The organism is Dyadobacter sp. CY312 (genome assembly GCF_021390535.1).
Taxonomy (GTDB): domain Bacteria; phylum Bacteroidota; class Bacteroidia; order Cytophagales; family Spirosomataceae; genus Dyadobacter.
On the sequence record NZ_JAJUXG010000011.1, the window covers coordinates 63,416 to 89,324 of the forward strand.

Annotated in this window: 19 protein-coding genes; 7 read left to right on the plus strand and 12 right to left on the minus strand. The window is 42.6% G+C overall.

Going from position 1 to position 25,909, the window contains the following annotated elements; all coding sequences use genetic code 11:
• Window positions 1-65: 65 nt before the first annotated feature.
• From LZG71_RS15265 to LZG71_RS15295, 7 genes are all read right to left on the minus strand, one after another.
• Window positions 66-2,300, minus strand: a complete 2,235-nt coding sequence (locus tag LZG71_RS15265; RefSeq protein ID WP_233821738.1) for a TonB-dependent receptor domain-containing protein — start codon at window positions 2,298-2,300, stop codon at window positions 66-68.
• An 84-nt stretch (window positions 2,301-2,384) separates the two neighbouring features.
• A complete protein-coding gene (locus tag LZG71_RS15270; RefSeq protein ID WP_233821740.1) occupies window positions 2,385-2,849 on the minus strand; it encodes a hypothetical protein in 465 nt (154 codons plus the stop codon).
• An 89-nt stretch (window positions 2,850-2,938) separates the two neighbouring features.
• Entirely contained in the window at window positions 2,939-3,148 is a 210-nt protein-coding gene (locus tag LZG71_RS15275) for a heavy-metal-associated domain-containing protein (RefSeq protein WP_233821742.1), read from the minus strand.
• A gap of 95 nt (window positions 3,149-3,243) precedes the next feature.
• Window positions 3,244-3,810, minus strand: a complete 567-nt coding sequence (locus tag LZG71_RS15280; RefSeq protein WP_233821744.1) for a Uma2 family endonuclease — start codon at window positions 3,808-3,810, stop codon at window positions 3,244-3,246.
• A gap of 97 nt (window positions 3,811-3,907) precedes the next feature.
• Window positions 3,908-5,068, minus strand: a complete 1,161-nt coding sequence (locus LZG71_RS15285; RefSeq protein WP_233821746.1) for an alginate lyase family protein — start codon at window positions 5,066-5,068, stop codon at window positions 3,908-3,910.
• 82 nt (window positions 5,069-5,150) lie between these two features.
• Window positions 5,151-7,382, minus strand: coding sequence for a cation-translocating P-type ATPase (locus LZG71_RS15290; protein WP_233821748.1), 2,232 nt, complete (start codon window positions 7,380-7,382; stop codon window positions 5,151-5,153).
• Between the two features lie 74 nt (window positions 7,383-7,456).
• A complete protein-coding gene (locus LZG71_RS15295) occupies window positions 7,457-7,795 on the minus strand; it encodes a tRNA-binding protein (RefSeq protein ID WP_233821750.1) in 339 nt (112 codons plus the stop codon).
• A gap of 90 nt (window positions 7,796-7,885) precedes the next feature.
• On the opposite strand from LZG71_RS15295, the gene LZG71_RS15300 reads away from it, so the two are divergent.
• On the plus strand, window positions 7,886-8,986 hold the full coding sequence (locus LZG71_RS15300) for a lactonase family protein (protein ID WP_233821752.1): 1,101 nt from the start codon (window positions 7,886-7,888) through the stop codon (window positions 8,984-8,986).
• A 102-nt stretch (window positions 8,987-9,088) separates the two neighbouring features.
• Here the strand turns inward: LZG71_RS15300 and LZG71_RS15305 are convergent, their stop codons facing one another.
• On the minus strand, window positions 9,089-10,495 hold the full coding sequence (locus tag LZG71_RS15305) for a TlpA family protein disulfide reductase (protein ID WP_233821754.1): 1,407 nt from the start codon (window positions 10,493-10,495) through the stop codon (window positions 9,089-9,091).
• A 105-nt stretch (window positions 10,496-10,600) separates the two neighbouring features.
• On the opposite strand from LZG71_RS15305, the gene LZG71_RS15310 reads away from it, so the two are divergent.
• Window positions 10,601-11,374 carry a YdcF family protein gene (locus LZG71_RS15310; protein WP_233821756.1) on the plus strand — a complete coding sequence of 258 codons (774 nt, stop codon included), beginning with the start codon at window positions 10,601-10,603 and terminating at the stop codon, window positions 11,372-11,374.
• 117 nt (window positions 11,375-11,491) lie between these two features.
• Here the strand turns inward: LZG71_RS15310 and pfkA are convergent, their stop codons facing one another.
• The gene (gene pfkA, locus LZG71_RS15315) at window positions 11,492-12,466 is read right to left on the minus strand and encodes a 6-phosphofructokinase (protein ID WP_233821759.1); all 975 of its coding nucleotides are present in this window, start codon (window positions 12,464-12,466) and stop codon (window positions 11,492-11,494) included.
• Window positions 12,467-12,784: 318 nt separating this feature from the next.
• Here pfkA and LZG71_RS15320 point away from each other — a divergent pair, with 318 nt between their 5' ends.
• The 5 genes from LZG71_RS15320 to LZG71_RS15340 all read left to right on the plus strand — a co-directional run bounded on the left by LZG71_RS15320 (window position 12,785) and on the right by LZG71_RS15340 (window position 22,684).
• Window positions 12,785-15,274, plus strand: coding sequence for a YfhO family protein (locus tag LZG71_RS15320; RefSeq protein ID WP_233821761.1), 2,490 nt, complete (start codon window positions 12,785-12,787; stop codon window positions 15,272-15,274).
• Between the two features lie 152 nt (window positions 15,275-15,426).
• Window positions 15,427-16,425: a LacI family DNA-binding transcriptional regulator gene (locus tag LZG71_RS15325; RefSeq protein ID WP_233821763.1), complete on the plus strand. Its 999-nt coding sequence runs from the start codon at window positions 15,427-15,429 to the stop codon at window positions 16,423-16,425.
• Window positions 16,426-16,658: 233 nt separating this feature from the next.
• Window positions 16,659-17,795: a mevalonate kinase gene (locus LZG71_RS15330; RefSeq protein ID WP_409013633.1), complete on the plus strand. Its 1,137-nt coding sequence runs from the start codon at window positions 16,659-16,661 to the stop codon at window positions 17,793-17,795.
• A 95-nt stretch (window positions 17,796-17,890) separates the two neighbouring features.
• Window positions 17,891-19,288: a Gfo/Idh/MocA family protein gene (locus tag LZG71_RS15335; protein WP_233821765.1), complete on the plus strand. Its 1,398-nt coding sequence runs from the start codon at window positions 17,891-17,893 to the stop codon at window positions 19,286-19,288.
• Between the two features lie 222 nt (window positions 19,289-19,510).
• On the plus strand, window positions 19,511-22,684 hold the full coding sequence (locus LZG71_RS15340; protein ID WP_233821767.1) for a S41 family peptidase: 3,174 nt from the start codon (window positions 19,511-19,513) through the stop codon (window positions 22,682-22,684).
• Window positions 22,685-22,800: 116 nt separating this feature from the next.
• Here LZG71_RS15340 and LZG71_RS15345 read toward each other — a convergent pair whose 3' ends face one another.
• The 3 genes from LZG71_RS15345 to LZG71_RS15355 all read right to left on the minus strand — a co-directional run bounded on the left by LZG71_RS15345 (window position 22,801) and on the right by LZG71_RS15355 (window position 25,812).
• A complete protein-coding gene (locus tag LZG71_RS15345; RefSeq protein WP_233821769.1) occupies window positions 22,801-24,147 on the minus strand; it encodes a TlpA disulfide reductase family protein in 1,347 nt (448 codons plus the stop codon).
• Between the two features lie 184 nt (window positions 24,148-24,331).
• Window positions 24,332-24,901: a Uma2 family endonuclease gene (locus LZG71_RS15350; RefSeq protein WP_233821771.1), complete on the minus strand. Its 570-nt coding sequence runs from the start codon at window positions 24,899-24,901 to the stop codon at window positions 24,332-24,334.
• A 53-nt stretch (window positions 24,902-24,954) separates the two neighbouring features.
• Complete coding sequence (locus tag LZG71_RS15355) at window positions 24,955-25,812, minus strand: prephenate dehydrogenase (RefSeq protein WP_233821773.1); 858 nt, start codon at window positions 25,810-25,812, stop codon at window positions 24,955-24,957.
• Window positions 25,813-25,909: the final 97 nt, after the last annotated feature.

The following is a 25,909-nucleotide window of genomic DNA, read 5'->3' on the forward strand; positions in this document are numbered from 1 at the left end:
TCCACCTGTTCAGTTGCAGTAAATCCGTTCAGACCGCCGAAGCGTTCAGACCGGATTTTCTTTCCCTACCTCACAATCTTATAACGCATTCCGGCGTAAATCATTCGTCCGGTAACAGGTCCCCACGCCATGCCGCCATCAAATCCCTGATGAAAAGGATGACTGGCACCCATAATTGGATCTTTTTGTGTAAAGTTCGCCAGATTCTCCCCTCCTACATACAAATCCCATTTGACAAAAGTACGCGTAATCTGCGCATTCAGATTGAAGAATGATGGCGCCATGGTTGACAGCCTTTCTGTTACCATTCCATGTTCAGAGTGATCGGTCATATCACCCATATAAGGAATCCGTTTCTTGCCATTCCATTGCAGCGTTGCATCAAATTTCCATTTGTCGTAAGGCAAGGCGTAACCCGCATTGAATAGAACACGATCGCGGCTCACCATCATTTTAGGCTGTAATGTACTCTGATCCTCCAGACCATCCAAAGTCTGCTTCACATCAAAAAGGCGGTAAGCAAGCTTCAAATCGAAGCGTTTTACCGGAACCAGATTGATTTCCGCCTGAAAACTATTGGCAAAAGCCCTTCCTTTTAAGTTATAAAAATACATGTAACGGGGATCTTCCAGGTCAGCAACCAATTGATTTTCAAAGTCGGTTCTATAAAAATCCGTGATAAAACTTCCCGCCATTTCTCCTAATTTGAATTCGTGTGTCAGGCTGGCTCCATAGTTCCAGGAAACCTCAGGGCGAATCGATTCACGGAAAACAACTGCCCTCGAACTGACCAGATTTCCATAATTCTCGGCCAGCGGATTAGATGCCCGAAAACCCTTTCCTGCCGATGCGCGTAAGGTAGTCTGGTCTGTGAGGTTATATTTCAGGTGTACCCTTGGTGTCCATTGTGTTCCGTACAAATTGTGGAAATCAACACGTCCACCCGCAACAGCCACAAACTTATCCAAATGATTGAAAGTGTATTCAAAAAAGGCACCTGGGACAGACTCTTTTCTAAGGATTGGAAGGTTTACATATTGCTCATTGTAATTGTCGTACAAGTAGCTCACACCCGTTTTATAAGAGTGGTTGGTGCTTCCGATAATCGACTGGTAGATCAGATTTCCATACAAAGTTTCTTGCCGACCGTTGTATTTGTTCAGCCCAAAATAAGATTTGGAATCGTAAAGAGAGGCGTTTACAATTAACCCAAGGCCTTTGTAAGGTTTGTCAGGAAAGAGTTTGGCAATTTTGGAAAAGAACTCATAACGCCCCACTTTTGCACCAAAACCATAAGCTTCCGTTGTGCCTTTCATATCACGCTGAAAATCTTTTTGACCGCCCAACCTGTCTTCGTACAGTGCTTTCACACCAAACTGAGCCATCATTTTGGTGCTTTGGTACTTCCAGCGATTCACTCCGTTGAACTGTGTATACAAGGGCAAATCCAGAAAACCGTCTTTATTATTATCAATCCTGTTTTGCAGCGTACTTGCGTGTGTCAGAAGTCCGGTGCTCCATTTTTCATTGATCTGATGTGCCAGATTGAGGTTCAATTCGCCTCTTCCGAAACTGTTGACATAGGTGTTCAGATACAATTTCTCCTGCGAATCCGGCTTTTGTAATTCCACATTGATTTGTCCGGTCATTGATTCGTAACCATTCACAACCGAACCTGCACCCTTGCCAATATCGATGGACTGAATCCAGGTTCCCGGTATAAAATTGAGTCCAAAAGTAGATGCCAGTCCACGCAAACCCGGTATATTCTCAACATTGGTTTGTATATAATTTCCACTCAATCCCAGCATTTGGATTTGCTTGGAACCAGTTACGGCGTCACTGTATGATACAGATACCGAAGCGTTGGTTTCAAAACTTTCGGACAGGTTACAGCACGCTGCTTTGGCAAGAGCACGGGTTGTGATGATTTCGGTTTGATGCGGAGAAAGTCTGTCTATCGCATTGGCGTTGCCACGCACTACGACTTCCTGCAAAGTCTGGTCGCTGCGGAGAACCACTTCCAGTTCACTTTCCTGACCAATTTTAACGGTGTCATTGGTAAAACCTACGAAACTGATCACCAGTAAATTGGTCTGACTTACTCTTGGAATATTAAAACGTCCGGCGGTATCTGTGGAAGTAGCATGCGTGCTACCTGCCCAGTATACATTTGCACCAGTAATAGGTTTCAAAGTTTTGGACGTCGCGTCCTGTTCGTTGACCGAACCGGTGATCCGCTGTGCGGATATGGAGAAGGATAAAAGGAGAAAAAAAGCTCCCGAAAAAAAACGTATCATTTTATTTAAATCATTGATTGAAAGTCATTAAGATCAGTCCATTCTGACATCGTCAACTGGACTGTAAAACTTAAAATCAATGAATCAAATTAAAAAAGACTGTACGAAAGAGAGCATACTCCGCCCGTGAAAAAGCGAAGAAAATGAGATGGTGTCAGAAGAAAATGCAGGTACAGGATAATTCCATTCTGCCTGCAAAAAAGTAAACGATGTAGTCGACCAGATAACGCCATCAGCAAGGGCCTTGATAAACTTGGCATGCAATTGAGAAGCCTGTGAAGGTACATCCAGTTTTTCAAATTTCTGGCTTTCCTTACAGCAATCGGTCTTTTTAAAGAATGTCCCTTTGGATTCTTTCTGCGCTTTGCTTTTTGCACAGCAAGAAGAAACTATCTTTTTAGTATCAGAATCAACTTTTTTCTCAGCCTGAAACTGCAACGATTTACCCCAAATCATACACTCATGCTCTATGAACGCAAACCCGGTGCTGCTTAGCAACACGAGCATGGCCATAAAAATGGTGAGTGATTGATGGAGTTTATTTTTCATTATCAGCTTTGAACTTTTGGCGATTAGCGATTAGCCGCAGTTCGAATGTCTTGGTTTAGTAACCTTACTTTTCACAAAGTTACTGTATATCAATTAATTTCTTCGGCGTTGTAGCCTGCTTTTTTTACAAGCTCGGTTACCTCATCCGCAGAATGAACTGTTTCCACTGTCAGGATACGATCCGCACTTTCCAGGTCAACCTGCCATTTTTCGATATTTTCATCACCATTCAGGAATGGCGTTACAGTGGCAATGCAGCCACCACATTTTATATTGGTCTTGAATTTTAAAGTTTCCATGTAATTATAAATTGAATTTACGACATACAAAGAAAGCCCGTATGGAAGAGAGAAGTATTACACAATTTGAAAAAGTGCTTACAAAGTTTTTGGTTTTATATCAGGTCTACCATGTCATAAATATCTGACATCATTACCATACAATCTCTTATCAGCACATTTTCATCGTTTTTGGTATAAGTGTGGCTCAGCCATTCTACCTCGCTGAGTTTTTTAACAACTTCCACTTTTTGCTTTCTCGACGACACCATTACATACTCCCTTAGCGAAGGAATGGTTTTGTAACAATCAAACTTTTCAGTTCGATCATAACGCTCTGTAGAATCTGAAAGTACTTCAATGATGATTTCCGGATTCAGCAAAGCGTCTAGCCCTCCCGGCGATTTTTCGTAAACCGGCTTTTCGCAAACAATAACCAGATCAGGGAAAATGTATTTGTCGCATTTGTTTACCCTGATCAGTTGATCACTTGTGAAAATGTAACATCCCAATTTTTTTAGACAATACCCTAGACTCAAAAGAAAGTTAGCTGCCAGCATATTATGTGCCGGCTGAGCGCCCGCCATAGCCACAACTTCGCCACCGTGGTATTCCAGTTTAACTTCCGATTTTGCAAGAAGATCAAAATATTCTTCGTGTGTCACAAGAGTTGTTGTTTGCATAAATGTTTCTTTAACAGATGAAGTGTTATTCCAAATCTAATATTTTTATCTCTTCATTACAACAGCTTATTGGTTGTCAAGCAGGAAAATACCAACCTCATTTCATCCAGATCAACGGGTTCCTGATCGGCACATTACGGATCACTTCTTCCACTTTAGGCGAGTGGTCTAAACCCTTCCAGGTATTGAGCCAGTTTTTGTTTTGGAACTTTTCAGATCCGAATACGAGAAATGGCTGGGCAACCGGCCAGTTTTCCCAATACATGACATCGGGTTTTAGTGCCCACTTATTTTTATCAGTAACGAACGGATAAAGGTATTCTATTCCCTTTCTGATACTTTTTCCATCCGCAGTCTGATACAGCCATAAATCGTCCTGCTTGTCGGAAAGTATCTGGCAGATCATCACCATTGCATCCAGATTGAAAATTGAATAACCATACGGCTTAGTCCGTTTCAATTCCAGAGGAAAACTCCCATCCGCTGCCATCTGGTTCGGCAACAAAACCGACTTATACCGCTCCCTGCAAAAATCGATCACCGGCCGATTCCCCGTTAGAGTAGCAAAAGAAGCAACCTGCATCACCCAGCATGTACCGTGGTTATTTTTAGCTTCCATCTCATCCTTCCCGTAAGAATGCGTGGTGAGCCAGGTAATGTATTCATCAAACCAGTTTTTAACCAAAGCAAGCTGCGTTTTATTCACTGACTTATGATTTTCCATGATGCGTATCGCCTGCGCCACTTCCATGAGGTGGATGGTATCAATGATGCCTATTCCACGTCCCGTCACCTTTCCCTTTATCGCCTGTGCGTACAGCAATGAAGGATTCATCCGCGTTTCGGGATTTACAAACCAGGCGTCGATGTGTTCAAATGCTTTCGAAACGTATTTACTGTCACCGGTAATTTTATATGCAGAAGCCAGCGCACCTACAATTCTGCTGAATCTGATCATCAGTATCCGGTGCGCCACAAAATTATCCGGATTGGTAAGCCCATCACGTTGTACATACGGCCCATCCGGATTGAGCGAATCCGGCCACCAATAGTCACCCTCGGAATAAAAATCATGTTTGGTCCCTGCGCTGCGTGGGCTCGATTCCGATGTTACCGTAAGTGGTTTTTGTTTAATTGCCCAATTGGCGTCATCCAGTATTTTACTCCGAAGTGTCTGTTCAATCTCTTTAACGAAGGACTGAGATTGAACCTGAATGGGTAAATAAAGAAATACCAGAACTAATAATCTGTAAAGCATGGGATTTAGGATTAATTAGGATGAAGAGAAAACCTCCGCCAGTTTCTACGACTCCATCTGCTTTCCTTCTCCCTTAAATCACTTACAATTTCGCTCCCCGTAACCGCAAACTATTTGTCACCACCGATACGGAACTCAGCGCCATAGCGGCACCTGCAATCATCGGGTCCAGGAGAAAACCATTGAATGGGTACAATACTCCGGCAGCAACCGGAATGCCAATTACGTTGTAAATAAATGCCCAGAAAAGATTCTGTTTGATGGTCTTCACCGTTTTCTTTGAAAGTTTGAGCGCCTTTGGCAATACCATCAGATCGGAGGTGATCAGCGTCATTTTTGCCACATCCATTGCAATATCCGACCCCTTTCCCATCGCAACACTCACATCGGCCTGAGCAAGTGCCTGAGAATCATTGATGCCATCGCCAACCATGGCTACCACTTTGCCTTCCGACTGCAATTTTTTCACAAACTGCATTTTGTCATCCGGTTTCACTTCTGCCTGATATTCCGTTATCCCAACTTCCCTTGCAACTGCCGCTGCGGTTTGCTGGTTATCGCCGGTAAGCATATAAACCTCAATTCCCTGTTTTTGGAGTTGGGCTACGGCCTCCGCTGATGTTGCTTTCAATTTATCAGCAATCGCAATGAGCGCAATATGTATTCCGTTGTGTGCTACACCTACCACGGTTTTGGCTGCATTTCTAAGGTTTTCAGCTTGCTCTATCAGTTCTGTATTGATCACAACACCTTCCTTTTCAAGAAAACCAAAAGTCCCGATCAGGTAATTTCCATCTTCCACCCTGCCACGGACACCACTGCCTGTCACCGACTGAAAGTCCTTAACTTTTACAGACAAATCTATTGAAATGTATCTTGCTACGGCTTGCGCCAGCGGGTGCTCCGAACGGTTTTCCAAAGCACGGATAGCGGCTTCGTGTATATTCCGGTTTTCAACTGAATCTGCCCAATGCCAATCCGTCACCTGAGGATGACCTTCGGTAAGTGTTCCCGTTTTGTCAAGAATGACTGCATTTACAGCGTGTGCCTTTTCCAGACTTTCCGCGTCACGGATCAGGATGTTATTTTGCGCCCCTTTTCCAACTCCTACCATAATGGCCGTTGGTGTTGCGAGCCCGAGTGCACAGGGACAAGCAATGACCAACACCGATACAGAAGTTAGCAAAGCATGCGTCAGTGCGTTTTCTCCCCCAAAAAACATCCAGGATATAAAAGTCAGAATCGCGATACCAATGACAATAGGGACAAACACACCTGCAATTTTATCTACCAGCTTTTGAACAGGTGCCTTACTTCCTTGTGCCTGTTGTACAGTTTTGATGATTTGTGCTAAAACCGTATTCTTTCCAACTTTTTCAGCCCGAAAATTAAAACTTCCGTTCTGATTGATCGTGCCCGCAAACACCTGTTCTCCTGCCTTCTTTTCCGCTGGAAGCGGTTCTCCCGTCATCAGGCTCTCGTCCACGAAAGACTGTCCGCTTACTACTTTGCCGTCAACCGGAATTTTCTCTCCGGAGCGAATAATGATCTCATCACCAATAAGCACCTCACGGATAGCTACTTCACTTTCTACGCCGTCTCGCTTCATTCTCACCGTTTTAGGCTGTAAACCAATGAGTTTTTTTAATGCATCAGAAGTATTCGATTTGGCTCTTTCTTCCAGCAATTTCCCAAGTAGAATAAAGAAAATAACTACCGCAGCCGCTTCAAAGTAGACGTGTGGATGAAGTCCTCTTTCATGCCAGAATTGAGGGGAAAATGTATTAAAAACACTAAACAGGAAAGCAATGCCGGTACTTAGCGCAACAAGTGTATCCATGTTGGCTTTTCCATGACCTGCCAGTTTCCATGCATTTACAAAGAATTCACGGCCAAATATGGCTAGCACAGGCAGCGTAAGCGCCATCATAATGTAATTTCCCGCAGCAAACCGATCCATGAAAAACATGCCGATTACCACCACTGGCGCAGAAAGAATCCCTGCCCAGATCGTACTTTTTTTGATATGCTGATAATGCTCCTGCTGTATTTTCTCCTGCTCGGCTGATGCGTCCTCTTCGTCTTCCTGAATAATCAATCCATAACCCACTCCCTGTAATACTTTGTCCAGTTCGGGCAATGTGGTTACGCCCGGATCATAATCTATCCATACAGACTGATTGGCATAGTTCACACCTGCATCTGCAACTCCCGCTGTATGTTTCAGCATCGACTCCACACTCACGGCACAGGATGCACAAGACATACCAGTTACCGGAAGCGTTATCTTATGAGAATCTGAGATCGTTTCCATAGTAAAATTTTTCGCAAAAATACTACCATTCAGCCAGCCTGCATTTACATAATTATTGCCGGGACATACATGTTTCAGGCAAGCCTGGTTCCGTTTGGTACCGGAAAATCCGGCGAGGAAAGAATCACTTCTCCATTATCCAGCACATAACCTGTCGTAAGTACTTCCGATCGAAAATCAGCGATTTGTTTAACAGGAAAATTGATCACACACAAAATCTGCTTATTGAGCAGATCTTCCTTTGTATAGCGTTTTGTAATCTGCGCCGAGCTCTGTTTGATGCCAATCTCCTCACCAAGGTCTATCCATAGCTTAAACGCCGGTTTTCTTGCTTTGGGGAAATCCTCCACCCGTACTATGGTTCCTGCTCTCAAATCAACATTTTCAAATTCCTGCCACGTAATCGTATTCATATCCATTCAACTTTAATATTTGTTTACACATTATAATAACCCAAAAATGGTCTTTACCCAAAGAACATCATTCCGAAAGGTAAACTTCACATGAAAAAGCTCAGTTTAACATTTATGGTTCTGTTTTCTCTTCTTACAAACACAGGTTTTGCACAAAAAGTCGCTACTTTTTATGTTGGAACAGGTGATAAACGGTCTGGTTCTGTGATCACAGTTTGTAATCTGGACCTGACAACAGGCAAAATTTCAGTTGTGGATTCAACTATAAATGCAATGGGACCTGGTTATCTGGCGCTCTCACCAAATAAAAAAAATCTGTATGCGGTTTCAGGAGAAAATAAAATAACGGCATTTGCAGTGATGGCAGACAAAAGGCTCAAAGAACTGAACAGCCAACCGTCCGAAGGTGCGAATCCTTGCCACGTTTCGGTTCATCCATCTGGCAAAATGGCTTTCCTTGCCAATTACACTGGCGGAAGTTTTTCTGCATATACCCTTAAAGCTGACGGCTCACTTAATGCAGCTACTTATACCGAACAATATACAGGATCGGGACCGAACGAAAAGCGTCAGGAAAAGGCGCATGCACATTTTGTTACCACCAGTCCTGACGGGAAGTATGTGTATGTGGTAGATCTGGGAAGTGACAAAATTCTCAATTATACAGTTGACATCAGCTCAGGAAAGTTGATACCAAATCCTGCTCAACCATTTTTTAAGGCAAAACCGGGATCCGGACCCAGGCATTTTGCCATTGGGAATTCAGGTAAATCGCTCTTTCTTTTAAATGAACTTGATGCAACACTCACAGCATGCAGGATTGACAAAAACGGCGTAATTTCTGAACTCAAAACATACGAAACCGTTCCGGCCGGTCTTACCGGCAATACAAGTGCAGCGGTTCACGTTCACCCCAACGGAAAATTTGTCTATGTGTCCAACCGCGGACACAATTCAATAAGTGGATTTAAAATCCTGCCTGATGGAACGCTTGAACCAATTGAAGAGATTACGCTGGCAATCTCAATTCCCCGCGATTTCAACTTCGATCCTTCGGGGAAATATATGATCATCGGCAATCAGGATAAAAATAACCTGACTGTATATACTGCTGATGCCAAAACGGGCAAGCTCACATTTTTGCATGAAAGTGTTTCTGTAAAAACTCCGATTTGTATTACGTTTTTATAAAAAAAACTCCGGATGATTTTTCCATCATCCGGAGTTTTTTTTCTTGCAGCCGTACATTTTACAGTTAACTTTTAACTGTAAAATTTTCACTAAAACTCAATACTATATCTTTTTGGCTACCTTGTTCTGGTAGTAATTCATAAAATCTTCCAGCTGCTCCACCGGCATTTTCCTTGCAATGATCTTTTTGTTTTTATCAAGAATATAAACCGTTGGTGTTGTTATCACATCAAATTTTCTGTTAAAATCAATTTGTTTCAAGGCATCAAATCCGTTTATCAAACCATCCAGATGATATGTATTGATAAACGACTTCCATTCCTTTTCGTCGTGTTCAATCGATATCGCCATTACCTGAATTCCTTTTTCCTTGTTCTTTAGATAAAATTCTTTCAGTTTTGGTGATGCTTCTTTGCAATGTCCGCAGGTGGGTGCATAAAAGAACAATACGGTGTAGTTCGCCGCCAAGGTTTGCGGACTAACCTTTTTACCATCCGGGTCGGTCAGGTTTAGTGCAGGGAATGTCTTATTAACCAGGAGCGGTTTCAGCGTTGCCACCTTTTCTCCGATACGTCTTTTGGTATCATCCGCTATGCCCATCTGCCCTGACAGATAATACTTCTCCGCCATGTGTACCCAAAGCGCCTCTGTACCCACCGTCTTCGGGTTTTCGTATTGATTGGTTATGTACCAAACAACAAACGACTTCATATCGCTGTTTGCTTCGGTTTTAGCTATCAGTTTATCAGCGTCCCTGATCAGTGAATCGGGCACCTGCACCACCAGGTTTTTGAAATATCTTTCCAAACGAGGCTCCACGAATGGTGTATTCATGATCCGGCTATCTGCAAAATTATAATCGTCCCAGTAATGTGCTTTGTAATAATTGAACACCCACACTGAATCTGTTTTGCCATTGGCCAGCTTTGGCGCCTCAGGAATCTCAGGATCACCCGACATTTTGAGAATTTGTGCTGTGAAAGAATCCTTGTTTTCCGTCAAAAGTTTATCTCTGAAAGATTTAAACTCTGTCTGAGATGCCATCAGTTTTTTCTGAACATCACTTCCCTCTCCTTTGCGGATGACTTCGATCTGCTTTGATTTATTCTTTAATTCTTTTTGGTACGAATAAAAAAGCTCGTTTTCTTTTGAGCCGGTTATCTGCATTTGTCCGACCACATCACTCGTGTCGGTACTCATAGAAAACTTGCGCTCGTTACCGGAATACAGGAATTCAATCCAATTTTTATTTCCCGGAAAAAGTATCACATACAAACCACCCGGCAGATCAGTAGTTCCTTTGAAAATGATTTTGCCCTGCGAATCGGCCTTGGCTGTGTCTTTTGGAACAAATTGCGTACTGCTCCGGCTGTAATGACCCAAGATCAGCGACGAATCTCTGATACCTTTTATGCGTGCTTCGATCTCATATCCCTGGCTGTAACCTGTTGCCGCGAAAGCGAGCGTAATGAACAGTGATAAAACCGATATGCGGGAAAAGTATTTCATCAGAAAAAATCCTGTTTGTATGTGACTGTTATATTTAATAATCCAACCTTTATCTTGCGGCAAAATTAACTTCAAAACGACAACTTCGGTCAGGTTCTTATCCAAATGTTTTATTTTCTATCCAAAGCCATTGTTTTCCTGATCATGCCTTTCAGCATTTTCTTTATTTTGTTTGTTGCTGCACTCCTCACAAAAAAAAGACAAAGAAAGCAAAATTTGCTGATCACTGCCTTTGTCTGGCTGTTCGTGATTTCGAATACCTGGATTGTAAGTAAGGCTTTTAAGTGGTGGGAATGGCCTTTCTCCAACATCAGTGCTGTTGAAAAAACCTATGATGTTGGCATTGTGCTGTCGGGAGGAATGACGGCTGCTATGCCTGCGGGCGCTGATCATGCCGGCATGGGACCTAATGGCGACAGATTCACGCAAGCATTTCTTTTATACAAAGCGGGTAAAATAAAAAAGATATTCATCACCGGAATTAGCCTTCCACAGCAAATGGCTATTAAAATGGGAGAAACCCGGCAGGCTGCTCATTTTTTGGTAAAATGGGGCGTGAAACCCGAAGACATTCTGTTTGAGGAGCAGGCGCGAAATACCAGAGAAAATGCCCTGAATTCCAGGCAGGTTTTGAACGCACGATTCCCAAAAGCCAGTTTGCTGCTTATCACGTCCGCTTCACACATGAAACGTTCTAAAAAGTGCTTCGATAAAGTGGGGATGCAAACGGATATTTTCCCCGCTGATTTCAACGGACGCGAATACGCATTTACATTTGAAAATTTCTTTATTCCCGATACACAGGCCTTATCCGATTTCGACGCACTCTGGCACGAGTGGGTTGGCTATGTAATGTATAAGCTGATGGGCTACTGCTAGCCAAAATAGTCATAGGATATAATCATCTGAGAATGGAATCCCATTTCTCAATGACTATCCCTGACTATTGCTAAAACCTTCCGGATCCGGAGAGGATCTGGATATTATATTCTTTTACTACACACTCAGAATCTTAACCATTCGAAGCAAATCTTCATTGATTGGCTTTGGTAATCTGATGGTATCTTCAAAAGGAGTGTAAACGAGGTCATTATTAATGATTCCCGCCATTACATTTTTCTGTCCGGCCATAAGTCCTTCAAGAGCACCAAGTCCCAAACGGCTTGCCAATATACGGTCATAAGCAGATGGAGGACCTCCGCGCTGGGTATGTCCCAATGTTGTTACTCTGATATCCGCGTCTTCGCTTACCTGCTGTTTGATTTTCTCAGCAACTTCCACTGCGCTTCCTTCTTCATCACCTTCTGCAACAATGATGATAGACGATGATTTAGAACGGCTCCAACCTTGTTTCAGCGTTTCTACCACTTCTGAAATCGGCGTAAGTACTTCCGGCACCATCACAAGCTCAGCACCACCTGCAATACCCGACTGTACGGCGATATATCCTGAGTCACGACCCATTACTTCGATAAAAAATATACGGTCGTGCGAACTCGCTGTATCACGGATTCTGTCGATGGCGTCCAAGGCAGTATTTACAGCAGTATCAAACCCGATGGTATAATCTGTTCCATACAAGTCGTTGTCAATCGTTCCTGGTGCACCTACGGTAGGGATACCGTATTCATTCCCGAAAATCATAGCACCCGTGAATGTACCGTTTCCTCCAATGGCGATAAGGCCTTCAATGCCCAGTTCCATCAGGTTGTCGTATGCTTTTTTCCTTCCTTCGGGCGTCATAAACTCCTTACTACGCGCCGACTTAAGTATGGTACCTCCTCTTTGTACAATGTTACTAACAGAGTGTGAATCCATTTTGTACACGTCGCCATTAATCATTCCGTTGTATCCCCTTCTTATGCCATACACCTCTATTCCATGATAAACAGCCCCTCTAACAACGGCTCTGATACACGCATTCATGCCTGGTGCATCTCCTCCTGAGGTAAAAACTCCAATTCTCTTCATTTATTTATGGGGTTACTTCTATTCAATCGCTTTTATTCCTTTTTAACCTTAAAGGCACAATTTCCGCAAATTTATCTGGTATTTTCCTAAAATATACGACCTATTTGAGAATTCTATTAAAAAAATACCAAAAGAAGATTCAATTTTAACATCTCAAACATATATCAATACATTTATATTTGTGCGCCTTAATAAAAATTTAACATGCAAAACAGGCCCTCATATCAAGTATTCCTGATTGAAAAGTCATATTTGTAAAATAATACGTATTCACATTCCATTCCAGTATAAAGACTGATTCAGCTTAATATTAATAAAATGAAAAATTTGATTTCCTGGCAACGTATCTGGCCGCATTTGATCGCGGTAGTTGGTTTCATGATTTTATCAATTGCCTATGTGTCCCCGGTATTACAAGGCAAAAAACTAAATATGCATGACGACCAGCAAGCCAAGGCTGCTTCAAGGGAGGTTGTAATGTATCATGAAAAAACAGGAGAATGGTCGCAATGGACCAACAGCATGTTTGGAGGAATGCCAGCTTACATGATCGGTACCGATTACTCTACCAGTTTACCTACCAAAATTGGCCAGATCGTAAATAAAATATTACCTGCACCTGCCAATTACCTGCTTACCGGAATGGTATCAGCCTACATCCTCTTTCTGGTATTAGGAGCCGGCGGCTGGATCTCCGCCTTGGGAGCAATAGGATTTGCTTTTTCGTCATTCAATATTATCAATCTGGAAGCCGGGCACGTTTCCCAGATCATCGCAGTAATGTACGCTCCGGGCGTTTTAGCGGGCATTTTTGTGGCGTTCCGAAAAAACTGGCTCGCCGGCGCAGCTGTCACCGCCCTCTTCCTCTCTCTTGAATTATATGCCAATCACGTCCAGATTACCTATTATCTGGGTGTCGGCATAGTAATACTGGTGATTATCGAAAGTATTGGCCTCATCAAAAAAGGAGCAATAAAGGAGCTTACTTTTATACTTGCCGGTCTGGCATTTGCAGGTGTAGTTGCTGTGGGAACACACACTACAAGACTTTGGAATGCATCCGATTATACCAAAGAAACCATACGTGGCAAATCGGAACTTTCTCCCGTAACGCCTACACAAAATGCACCAGCGCAAGACGGTCTGGACAAAGAATATGCATTTACATACAGCTACGGCATAGGTGAGATACTAACACTTGTGGTTCCGAACGCCTATGGCGGGGCATCGCAAGGACCATTAAGCAATACTTCTGAAACTTATAAATTACTTGTGGATCGCGGTATAGACGCTGCCACAGCCCAAAATGTAATAAAGCAATTACCATTATACTGGGGCGAGCAGCCTATTATGGGTGGTCCATACTACCTCGGAGCCATCGTATTTTTCTTGTTTGTATTAGGAATTTTCATTGTAAAAACCCCTTTAAAATACTGGATTGTTGGCGTCACTGCACTTTACATTGTATGGGCCTGGGGAAAAACAGTAGCAGGTATAAACTACCTGTTCTTTGACTATTTCCCGATGTTCAACAAATTCAGGGCGGTCACGATGGTGATTTCCCTTGCGGAATTGCTGATGATCGTACTGGCTGTACTGGCATTATCTGAAATTGTTAAGAAGAAGCTAACCTGGAAAGAACTGGAAAAACCATTCCTGACAAGTCTGGGAATTACGGGAGGACTAATGCTGATACTGGCCCTGATGCCAACGCTGTTTTTCAGTTTCCAGTCACCCAAAGACCTTCAAACCATCCAAACCTACTATATTCAGGATGCAACATTTGCACAGCAAATTGTAAATTCCATTGTGCAGGATCGTGCCGGTCTGATGAGAAGTGATGCTTTCAGGAGTCTTATTTTCATTCTGTTGACAGCCGCACTCGTTTGGCTTTGGATGAAAGACAAAATAAAACCAATTGTATTATACACCTCCCTGATTTTGCTGATGATCTTTGATATGTTCGGCATTGACAAACGTTATCTGAATAATGACGACTTCGTAAGCAGTTTTGCGGCGGAGGCCAAAGTGGCACCAAGTGCTGCTGACGAACAAATCATGAAAGATCCTGATCCAAACTATAAGGTGCTTGATGCATCTTCGCCTCAGACAACTTTTAACAGTGCCGACGCTTCCTATTTTCATAAGTCTCTTGGTGGATATCATGGAGCAAAGCTTAGGAGATATCAAGAATTGTTCGAAAGACAGGTTTTTAAACAAAATTCAAATCCAGATATACTTAATATGCTTAATGCAAAGTATATCATCACCGCCGACCAACAAGGCAATAAGATCGCTCAACCAAATCCGGATGCGAACGGAAATGCATGGTTTGTTCAAAGTTTCAAAGTTGTTCCGAATGCTGACGCAGAAATGGCCGCTTTGGATTCTTTAAAAACAAAACAGGAGGCAGTCCTGGACCAAAAATTCGCTGATAAATTGCAGGGTTTGACCCTCAAAAAGGATTCGACGGATAACATCAGACTAACCAGCTATAAGCCTAACGAGTTGATTTACGAAAGCAACTCTAAAAATGAAGGACTGGCTGTTTTCTCTGAAATCTACTACAATGTTCGTAACGAATGGCAGGTAACCATTGATGGTAAACCAGCCGACGTGTTGCGTGCAAACTATGTATTACGTGCACTAAGAGTACCGGCCGGAAAACATACGATCGTGTTCAAATTTGAACCTGTTTCGGTAACAACCGGAAAAAAAATCGACCTTGTGAGCTCTATACTTCTGGTTGCGCTGATAGCCGGGGCTTGTTTTGTTGGAGCGAAAAAGAAAGCTGACAAAGAAGTTTAGGTATAAAAAAGTCGTTTAAAACAGCAGGTGCGCCAATGCATCTGCTGTTTTTCGTCTCAGGTCTCTTAATTCAAAAGATCGCTAATTTCGTACCTTTGAAATGACCACTACCCTTTTGGAGTAAAACCAGCTTTTGATAAAACAATACCGATATGCAAGCAAACCTGACCATGAAGAAAATAGCCAAAGAACTTGGTGTTTCTGTTTCTACGGTTTCGCGCGCATTGCAAAATCATCCCAGAATCGGCTCTCTTACTACCGAAAAGGTGCAGAAGTTAGCCAGAGAATTACATTATCAGCCTAACAGCAGGGCTATAAACTTCAAAAACAACAGGTCATTCAACGTGGGAGTGGTGCTGCCCTATCTTACTGAGCAATTCTTTTCAATAGCACTTTCGGGCATAGAAGAAACCCTGATGGAGAAAGGATATAGTGTGGTGGTGATGCAGTCCAAAAACGATTATGAGCGGGAAGCTGCTGCTGTGGACTCATTGATCCGGCATGGTGTGGATGGAATATTGGTTTCAATGGCTTCGGAAACTTATAACAAAAGCCATTTCAATAATGCTACGCATAAGGTACCAATCGTATTTTTTGACCGAGTTCTCAAACATCCCCGTTACAGTGCGGTTTATGGAAACATCACCAAAGCAGCATTTGATGCCATGGAATACCTGATTGAAAAAGGATATTCGGACATAGCCCTGATGAACGGACCGAATTCGCTTCAGGCAACCTCGGAAAGGGAGAAAGGTTACGTTGATGCTTTAAAAAAATACAATATCCCTGTTGATATTCAGTATGTTAAAAATCTGAACCTCACCAAAGAAGATACAGTACTGAAAATAAATGAGCTTTTGGATCTTGAAAACAGGCCACGAATTATTCTGGCTTTTCATGACTACATCGCACTTGATGCCATGGAAGTATGCAAACAAAGAGGTTTAAAAATCAATCAGGACATCAGTTTCGTCACGTTCTCCAATTTGTCATTTTGCACCTATCTTGACAACCCGCCTATTGCTACGGTTGAGCAATTCCCCGGCGAACTCGGCAGCAGCGCAGCCCAACTTTTACTTGAAGCAATGGAAACTCCCGATACCTACGAACCAAGGGAAATTGTGATTGAACCGAAGCTGATCATCCGATAACACCTACCGCAGACAGCTCCCTTTTATTTCGTATGAAATAAACCTGACAGGTGTAAAATTTCACAAAAGTGCAATCTTACACCTTATAAATTCCGAACAACTCTTACATTTACATTACTGCGCAAATTTGCGCAAACGATTGGCTGAATGGCGCAATCGGTTGCGCAACAGTCAGTAACCTTTTTCGATACCACAATTATTCTTTTCCTGACATTAGCAATCTAAATTTGTTCATGAGCTCTGACAAATCAATTATAAGTAATCCTTCATACCCTATCAGCAAGATGCGTCCCATTCTGACAACCTCTGCTTCTGGCAGAATATGTCTTTTCGGCGAGCATCAGGATTATCTGGGATTACCAGTCATTGCAGCAGCTATTTCGAGACGAATAGCAATAACGGGCGGCTACCGACCCGACAATCAGATCGTAATTCACCTGCCAGATATCGATCAGCAGGAATCATTCGAACTTTTACCTGAAATACCTTATACAAGTCCGCGTGATTATTTCAAAAGCGCAATCAACGTTCTTAAACGCGATGGATTCAACTTTTCAAGAGGCTTAGAGGTAACAGTGCATGGCAACATTCCCATTAATTCGGGAACATCAAGTTCATCTGCATTACTAGTTGCCTGGATCAATTTTCTGACCAATATGGCTGATGTTCCTGTGAGCAAAACGCGCGCAGAAATAGGTGAACTTGCTTACCGTGCCGAAGTGCTGGAATTTGGTGAGCCGGGCGGTATGATGGATCATTATTCTACTTCGGTAGGCGAAGTGATTTACCTACAATCCACTCCAACCATTAAGCTTGAAGTATTCCAACCGGCATTGGGCACCTTTGTGCTTGGAGATTCACGGCAGGCAAAAGACACGCTTGGCGTGCTAAAACATGTGAAATTCGGTATGCTGGATGCCATTGATAAGATAAAAAAGAAAGACCCGACATTCTCTTTGCATACGTTCCCGGCAGATTTGGCTTCTGATTTTAAAGCTTTATTAACAGAAGCTGAATATACACTTCTGAAAGGTAACTTGTCTGACAGAGACGTTCTAAAAGAGGCGTTGCAGATGTTTCAGGCTAACGACATAGATCATCAGCGTTTTGGTCAGCTGCTAAGTATTCACCAGGAAAGTTTGCGAGATGCCAAGAAGGTATCAACACCAAAAATAAACGGAATGATTGACGCCGCACTTGCCGCAGGCGCGTTTGGAGCCAAGATCAACGGATCCGGAGGAGGAGGATGTATGTTTGCCTACGCACCTGAAAACCCCGAACTCGTGGCTCAGGCAATTGAAAAAGCAGGAGGTACTGCCTATTTGATTAAAGTAGCAGAAGGTACAGATAAGCGACTGCTGACAAGATAATATCATTGAATTACCGACTATTCCTAACCCATAAATTAAAACAAAGTGCTGTGAACCAGCAGTACTGACTATTCCTAATCTTATCTTTCATATCAATGAACTCAGGTCAAGAACGTAGAAGTTTTCTAAAAAAAGGTCTGCTGGGCAGTATGGGCCTTTATGGTTTTTCGCAACACGATCCTGTTAGTTTGGATGGTGAGCAATATCCAGGATTCCAGGCGCCACCAGCTACGGGTAAATCCGTAATTGACCTGAAAGTGGCTCCCATCAAACAAGTGAAGGTTGGATTGATCGGTATCGGAGCTCGTGGAAGTGGTCATGTGAGCCAATTTGCAGCCTTGTTTCCCGACAAAGCAAAGGTTACTGCCATATGTGACATTCAGCCTGACCGTGTAGCAAAATCGGCTGCAAAGCTGAAAGAGAAAGGTCAGGACGCTGTTACTTATTCAGGGAAAATTGACTCCTGGAAGGAAATGGTAAAACGCGACGATATTGATCTGGTTGTGATTGCAACGCCCTGGAGAGACCACGTTCCTATGGCCGTTTATGCCATGAAACAGGGAAAACATGTGGTGATAGAAGTTCCTGCTGCACTGACCATCGACGAATGCTGGCAACTTGTGAATACCGCCGAAGAAACTCAGCGGAATTGCATGATGATGGAAAACGTTTGTTACGGCGACGAAGAGTTGTGGGTGCTAAACATGGTGCAGCAAGAAGTGTTTGGAACGCTTACTTATGCAGAAGCGGCCTATATCCACAACCTGACCGACTTGATGCTGAGTGAAAAAGGATATTACGATTTCTGGCGATTGAAGGAAAATATAGCACACGACGGAAACCTGTATCCGATGCATGGACTCGGTCCAGTTGCACAGTATCTGGAGATTCTTCGCGGCGACCGCTTTGAGCACATCGTTTCCATGAGTAGTCTGGAAGCATCCCTGTCAGAAAGTATCAAGAAACTTCCTTCGGGGCATCCTTATTCCGGATTTAAAGGAACGATTCGTCATGGAGATATGAATACTTCAATGATCAAAACGAATAAAGGGCGCATGATCACGCTGAAACATGATGTGGTGTCTCCGCGTCCGTATGACCGTATCAATGCGCTGGCTGGTACACATGCTTATCATGAAGGTTATCCAAGCAGACTTTCGATCATCGACAAAGGTCATGCTTTCCTTAAAGAAGCGGATTACAGCGAATACAAAAGCAAATACAAACATCCGATTTGGGATAAATTAAAAAAAGAAATTGAAGTAAATGGCGGGCACGGCGGAATGGACTTTGTATTGATATACAGGATCATAGACGCACTTAACAACGGTCGACCTATGGACATGGACGTTTACGATGCCTCAACATGGAGTTCAGTAATTCCGCTTTCCGAAGTTTCGGTAAATAAAGGAAACGTTCCTGTTAAATTCCCCGACTTTACCAGAGGTAAATGGAAAGAGAAAAGGGATTTGGGGATTATGAAGAGTTTGTAAGAAAATTAGCGCCGTAAATTAACCTGACTACCGGTTTTTTACGGCGCTAATCATTTAGCCGCTACCAGACCACACTTCCTTTTTTTAATACCGAAATCATTTTCGATGCACATTAAAACAGTCCATGACACCCCTTAAACTCAAAAGACCAGGCTGCGCTTTGTAAAACAAAATACTAGTTGCAATTTTATTGGCGACAAACAAGTTACTCTTCTTATCCCAATGAAACATTTACTACTTGCTTTTACACTGCTGGTTTCACTTCATGTTACCGCGCAGAATTCAGGAGTTTATTTCACCTCCTACCCTTCACTAAGTCCGGATGCCAAAACAGCAGTTTTCAGTTTTGATTCAGATCTTTGGAAGGTTGATATAAGCTCTGGTGCGGCCACCCGCATAACCGCCATGCAGGGTGAAGAAACCAATGCACATTTCTCCCCCGACGGGCAATGGATCGCATTTAGCAGCACCGAAAACGGTAATAGCGACGTTTATGTGGTTGCTTCCACGGGTGGGCTTATCCGTCAGCTTACTTATCACAGCACTTACGATCTGGTAGAAGCCTGGTCATGGGACTCCAAAACCATTTATTTCGAATCTGGTTCCCAAAACAGCGGTACAACCTTTAAAATCTCGGTAAATGGCGGAACGCCGGAACGGGTTTTCTCTCATTATTTCAACCGGGTTCACAATGTGGCTCTGGCAGGTGACGAAGTGTTTTTCAATGATACCTGGGAAAGTGACAACCAGGCGATGCGTAAAGGATACAAAGGCGACTTCAATCCCGACATCCAGTCGTACAACCTGAAAACAAAAGAATATAAAAAGTATACAGATTACCGTGGAAAAGACATGTGGCCCACCGCCGACAAAAACGGCCAGGTTTACTTCGTTTCTGACGAACAGAATGGCAACTACAATTTATATACTTTCATTAACCAAAAGAAGACAGTGCTGACCCAGTTCACGGAGTCGATTAAACGGCCTCAGGTCAGTGCGGACGGTAGTAAGGTTATTTTCGAAAAAGATTATCAACTCTGGATTTATGATGTTGCTTCAAAGCAGTCGCAACAGATAAAACCAGACCTGATGCGAAATATAACCCTTCCGAAATTACAGGATTTTGACATTAAAAATGAGATCTCCGCATTTGATGTATGTCCTGATAACAAGAAAATCGCCTTCACATCCAGAGGACAGCTATTTGTTTCGGATATCAAAGGGAAATTTGTCAAACAACTTCCAACGCGTGCCAATGGACGGGCTTTGGAGGTTAAATGGCTTTCGGACAGCATTACACTGGTATTCAGCCAGACCGTGGGTGGGTATCAGAACTGGTTTACGATCGCTGCTGACGGAAAAGGCAAGGAAAAACAGATCACGAAGGATACGCAAAGCAACCGTGCTCTTAGTCTGAACAAAGACAAAACATCAGGAGTATACCTCAGCGGGCGTAATGAAGTGAGAATCCTGGATCTGAAAACAATGGAGAGCAAAACACTCCTTAAAGAGGAACTGTGGGGGCTTTATAATGATACTCCGGTTTTTTCGCTAAACGGGGAATACATTTTGTTCACCGCTTACCGCGATTTTGAAACCGATATTTTCCTGCATCATATCAAGAAGAACGAAACGATCAATTTATCCCAAACCGGTATCTCAGAAAATGGGCCTGTGTGGTCATCCGACAGCAAGTATCTCTATTTTACATCGGACAGGATGAACCCGTCTTACCCGTTTGGTCCAAAAAGTCCGAAGGTGTACCGCCTTGAGCTAACCAAACTGGACGAACCTTACAGGACAGATAAGTTTGATGAGCTCTTCAAAAAAGAGGAAAAGAAAGATGATAACGAAGATTCTAACAAGGATAAAAAAGGAAAGGAAACTAAAAAGACAAAAGAAGCAGCCAAGAAAAAAGAAGAGAAACCATTGGTCCCGATAAAAATAGATTTGGCCGATATTATGGATCGGCTTGAACTGGTTAGTCCGTCTTTTGGAAGCCAGGGAGCGCCGTACGTGATCCAGAAGGACAGCAAAACCTATGTATTTTATACCTCCGACCACGGCGAGGGAAAAACAGCGATCTGGAAAACAACCTATGAGCCATTCGAACCCACCAAAACCGAAAAAGTGGATGATGCAAACGGTTTTGAAGTGGCGGCAGCGGGCGACAAGTATTACATCCTGGCTGATGGAAAAATTAAAACCCTTGATTTTGACAAAGGGAAAACAGAGGCCATAGACGTGAGCTTCACCTTTCAGAAAAACCTGTCTGATGAGTTTCATCAAATGTTTTATGAAGCCTGGGCTGGTGTGGAAGAAAATTTTTACAATGAAACATTCCATAAAGCGGACTGGAAAGCGCTCCGCGACAAGTACGCGTACTTTTTGCCTTACCTGACAAGTCGGAATGACTTCCGTATTTTGTTCAATGATTTGTTGGGTGAGCTAAATGCTTCACACCTCGGGTTGCGTTCCACTGGCAAAGAGGAGTCGGTTTACTACAAAACCAACACGATAGAAACGGGATTGCTTTTTGAACCTGGGAAACCGTATGTGATTCAGCGTGTTATTAAAAGGAGTGCTGCAGATAAGGAAGATAAAAAATTCCTTACGGGTGATATCCTCACGCATGTCAACGGAATTGCAGTGGATACTACCAAAAACCGTGACTGGTATTTCACCAAACCTTCTTCCGTTCGTGAAGTTGAATTAAAATTAAAACGTAAAGGCGTTGATACCACTTACACGGTAAAAATCCATCCACAGGCTTCGCTAAACGGAAACCTGTATGATGAGTGGATTGATTGGAATCAGGAATATGTGGACAAAAACAGCAAAAACCGGATTGCATACGTACACATGAAAAACATGGGACTGGCTGAGTATGAGAAATTCGTAGTCGACATGACTCGCGATTGGTACAAAAAAGACGCACTGATTTTCGATTTACGTAACAATACCGGGGGAAATGTCCATGATCTTGTACTGGATTTTTTAGCCAGAAAACCGTATATGAAATGGAAATATCGGGAAGGAGCAGCCACTACACAGCCAAACTTTGGCGTAGCAGCCAAACCTATTGTGCTGCTGATTAATGAACAGTCGCTCTCCGATGCAGAAGTAACAGCTGCCGGTTTTAAGGAACTTAAACTTGGAAAAATTATCGGCACGGAAACCTACCGCTGGATTATATTCACATCCGGCAAAGGACTGGTCGATGGCTCTTTTTATCGCCTGCCTGCATGGGGATGTTACACGCTTGACGGCAAAAACCTTGAACAGGAAGGAGTTACACCTGACATTTATGTCAAACAAACATTCTCCGAAAGGCTAAACAACGTAGATCCACAGCTTCAACGTGCGATCGACGAGATTATGAAGGATTTGAAATAAGGAATTCTTTACTAGCATCTTAGAATTAAATTCTCCCAAATCTGTCAAGAATGGCATGATTTGGGGGAACAAATGTGCGTTTCCGGTCTTATTGCATTTTAAAGGATGATCGAAAATCAAAGAGTTTGTGGAATTAATAATTTTTCCAGCCGCTCATCTAACTCTTCCGGACTGAGATTCATATCCAAAATCCTTCCTTCTTTATCGATTAATATGCTGGTTGGGATGCCTGTAATTTTATATTTTTCAAACAATGTATTTACAGAATCGGATCGTATTTGCGGCCATTGAATCTGGTATTTACTAATCCCGTTCGTTAAAGTGACCGGCTTATCACCTGCTATTCCAACAAACTCAACCTGGGTTTTGTCAATCCTACTGTAAATTTCGTTGAGCTTGGGTAGAGCAGCCACACAACCCCGACACCCGGTTCCCCAAAAATCGATGAAGACATATTTCCCTTTCAATGAATTTGAGGCAATATTTTTTTGGGATAAAAATTCCTTCGCCTCAAACGGTTCCAACATGTTTCCTACCTGAATAATATGTTCATTTTTTGTATCGCCAGGATCAAATCCCTCCAACATCAGAACTTCACTATACCAGTCAACTCCCAGGTTTTTATATTTTTTACCACCTAACAAATTCCCCAGACTAATTACCTGATCAACTTCTACTAAATCACTCTTGGCCAGATTTACTTCCTCTATTCTCGCAGGAGCGGCAACAATGGCAGTTCTTTCAAAACTTGGCTTTGTAAAACCGGTGGAAGAAATGAGTATCTCTATCTCCTTCCCATTCACAGTCAGCTTACTTGATGCAAATCTGGGGAAATTATATACAAAATCTCCATGAAGTTGCTTCATCAGCATCGGTACCTGAGCCGTTACAACCTTTCCATTACGAATCTTCTCATACTTTACTATAAAAGGCTCCGTGTACTTTTTAAAACTATTTACGCTACCATTCCCTATCACTTCCGGGTTGAACGGCTTTTCATCTCCAAAATCAAGGTTATTATTCGTATCGATCATCGCAGCCCAGTTCCCGTTCTGATCTACGCCCCAAATCACGTAAACTGAGCTCTTTATCGGCGATTCCGACAGGTTCTTTTCATCTGGAATCCAGTTCCATGATTTCTGTAACCCTTCATAAAATCCTTTGCTAAGTTTCCCTTGTTTGTAATTCTGATATAGCAGCTGACGATGATCAAGCCACACCTGTTCCTTTTTTACATGAGACCACCCTTTTGGAATATTTTTGATTGGCAAACGAATACGTAACCATTCATCCTGCTCAGGATCTCCTTTACGCTCTCCATTCAGTATAGACCACCCGGGTATGAATGGGCCATAACCCTGGTGATATTCAAAAGGTAAGCTTATCCGCTTACTCTCCTCCTTCCCTTCGCAACTCAGCAGAAAAATGAGCAATAGCAATGACAAAAATTTGAATCCTTTCATGTCCTGATTAGAGTAACGTTACAAGATTGAAACTTATGAGTAACGGCAAGTATCACTTAGGATAGAACGGGCATTACTTAAAAAGAAGAAATTTCTTACTGAAAGCTACTAATAAAATAAGACTGATTACCGTCAGAAAATTTAAATTTCTGTTTCGGTAGCCAGTCTTATTACTGCCTTAATATTATAAGTGAAGATCCACAGTCAATCCCTTCAACAATTCTTCCCCACTCAATTGTGTATTTTCTCCAACTTTCGTTTCAACCAATCCGGCGTTGCGGTAGATATAGACGGTTTTATTGAAGCGGTCTATCAACCAACCCAACTTGCAGCCATTGGAGCGGTATTCTTCCATTTTTCTTTTCAAATCCGAAAGATTATCACTTGCTGACACTACCTCCACAACAAGATCCGGGCATATAGGAGCAAACTTGGTACGATCGGCTTCCAAAATAGCCTCCCACCGTTCCTTTGCTATCCAGGATACATCAGGTGAACGCACGGCGCCGTCAGGCAGTGTAAATCCGGCAGAAGAATCAAAAACATAGCCTGCTTTAGACTGACGATTCCAAAGCCAGATCTGACCATTTATATCTGAATTGTAAAATCCTGTATCAGATCCTGTTGGTGCCATAACAATGATATTACCTTCTTTATCCCTTTCTAATAATAACTGCGAATTAGCCTGACAGAGATCAAAAAACATATCATCTGTAAACTTCGCAATGGAATTGATTTTCAATGGTAGTTCCATAACATCGTCATTTTAACAGACAGAAAGTTAACAATTTTTTAGAAACAGAACCCCTATTTCTTCTCAATACCCGCCAAAATTCTTCCTATATCATTGGCGCGGTTCATGATCGACAAACTGGTGTCAATATCCTTATTATCAATGGCGTCTTTGAATTTTTTCAGCAATTCGATATAGTCGCCCAGTGCCTTGGATACGTTTTGTTTATTCTGATCAAAGATCGGAGCCCACATTTGAGGTGAGCTTTTAGCAAGCCTTACGGTAGACGAAAAACCGGTACTTGCCATATCGAAAATAGCTCTCTCATCACGTTCTTTATCCAAAACGGTTAGCCCAAGAGCGAAAGAACTAATGTGGCTCAAATGCGATACATAAGCCAGATGCAGATCGTGTTCGATCGGTTTCATGTAATGGATTTTCATGCCAACATCCCGAAGGAAGGTTTCTACAAGTCCGAGTGAATCTGGATGTGTATTTTCCCTGTCGCAGATGATCACGTTTTTGTTTTCCAAAAGCTCCTTAAAAGCAGCTCCCGGGCCCGAATTTTCCGTACCAGCCATCGGATGAACAGCAACAAACTGACTTCGTTTCGCATGATTTTCAATCAGTTTGCAGATTTGTTCTTTTGTTGATCCCAAATCCATGATTGTACGCCCCTCAGGAAGCCTGTCGAGCATGTATGGAAGCAAAGTAGTGATCACGTCCACAGGTGTAGCAAGCACATTAAGCTCCGCTATCTGAAGTGATTCTTCCAGCGTTACTATTTCATCAACAATTCCCTTTGCCAATGCAATTTTCTGGTTCACAACAGAACTATCAACCCCGACAAATTTAACATGCGGATACTTTTCACGAAGTCCCAACGCAAACGAGCCTCCAAGCAAACCAACACCTATTATACTGATAACCATTGTATTTCTATATTAGCAGACTCCCACAGAGCCGTAATTCTTAATTATCAACCGAGCAACCCAGTTAATTGTCAAGCGTGACCCCGGTTAATTTCTC

Bases quoted from the DNA above. Each gene is read 5' to 3' on its own strand.
- LZG71_RS15265 (WP_233821738.1), bottom strand. From the start codon at position 2,300: ATGATACGTTTTTTTTCGGGAGCTTTTTTTCTCCTTTTATCCTTCTCC.
- LZG71_RS15270 (WP_233821740.1), bottom strand. From the start codon at position 2,849: ATGAAAAATAAACTCCATCAATCACTCACCATTTTTATGGCCATGCTC.
- LZG71_RS15275 (WP_233821742.1), bottom strand. From the start codon at position 3,148: ATGGAAACTTTAAAATTCAAGACCAATATAAAATGTGGTGGCTGCATT.
- LZG71_RS15280 (WP_233821744.1), bottom strand. From the start codon at position 3,810: ATGCAAACAACAACTCTTGTGACACACGAAGAATATTTTGATCTTCTT.
- LZG71_RS15285 (WP_233821746.1), bottom strand. From the start codon at position 5,068: ATGCTTTACAGATTATTAGTTCTGGTATTTCTTTATTTACCCATTCAG.
- LZG71_RS15290 (WP_233821748.1), bottom strand. From the start codon at position 7,382: ATGGAAACGATCTCAGATTCTCATAAGATAACGCTTCCGGTAACTGGT.
- LZG71_RS15295 (WP_233821750.1), bottom strand. From the start codon at position 7,795: ATGAATACGATTACGTGGCAGGAATTTGAAAATGTTGATTTGAGAGCA.
- LZG71_RS15300 (WP_233821752.1), top strand. From the start codon at position 7,886: ATGAAAAAGCTCAGTTTAACATTTATGGTTCTGTTTTCTCTTCTTACA.
- LZG71_RS15305 (WP_233821754.1), bottom strand. From the start codon at position 10,495: ATGAAATACTTTTCCCGCATATCGGTTTTATCACTGTTCATTACGCTC.
- LZG71_RS15310 (WP_233821756.1), top strand. From the start codon at position 10,601: ATGTTTTATTTTCTATCCAAAGCCATTGTTTTCCTGATCATGCCTTTC.
- pfkA (WP_233821759.1), bottom strand. From the start codon at position 12,466: ATGAAGAGAATTGGAGTTTTTACCTCAGGAGGAGATGCACCAGGCATG.
- LZG71_RS15320 (WP_233821761.1), top strand. From the start codon at position 12,785: ATGAAAAATTTGATTTCCTGGCAACGTATCTGGCCGCATTTGATCGCG.
- LZG71_RS15325 (WP_233821763.1), top strand. From the start codon at position 15,427: ATGCAAGCAAACCTGACCATGAAGAAAATAGCCAAAGAACTTGGTGTT.
- LZG71_RS15330 (WP_409013633.1), top strand. From the start codon at position 16,659: ATGAGCTCTGACAAATCAATTATAAGTAATCCTTCATACCCTATCAGC.
- LZG71_RS15335 (WP_233821765.1), top strand. From the start codon at position 17,891: ATGAACTCAGGTCAAGAACGTAGAAGTTTTCTAAAAAAAGGTCTGCTG.
- LZG71_RS15340 (WP_233821767.1), top strand. From the start codon at position 19,511: ATGAAACATTTACTACTTGCTTTTACACTGCTGGTTTCACTTCATGTT.
- LZG71_RS15345 (WP_233821769.1), bottom strand. From the start codon at position 24,147: ATGAAAGGATTCAAATTTTTGTCATTGCTATTGCTCATTTTTCTGCTG.
- LZG71_RS15350 (WP_233821771.1), bottom strand. From the start codon at position 24,901: ATGGAACTACCATTGAAAATCAATTCCATTGCGAAGTTTACAGATGAT.
- LZG71_RS15355 (WP_233821773.1), bottom strand. From the start codon at position 25,812: ATGGTTATCAGTATAATAGGTGTTGGTTTGCTTGGAGGCTCGTTTGCG.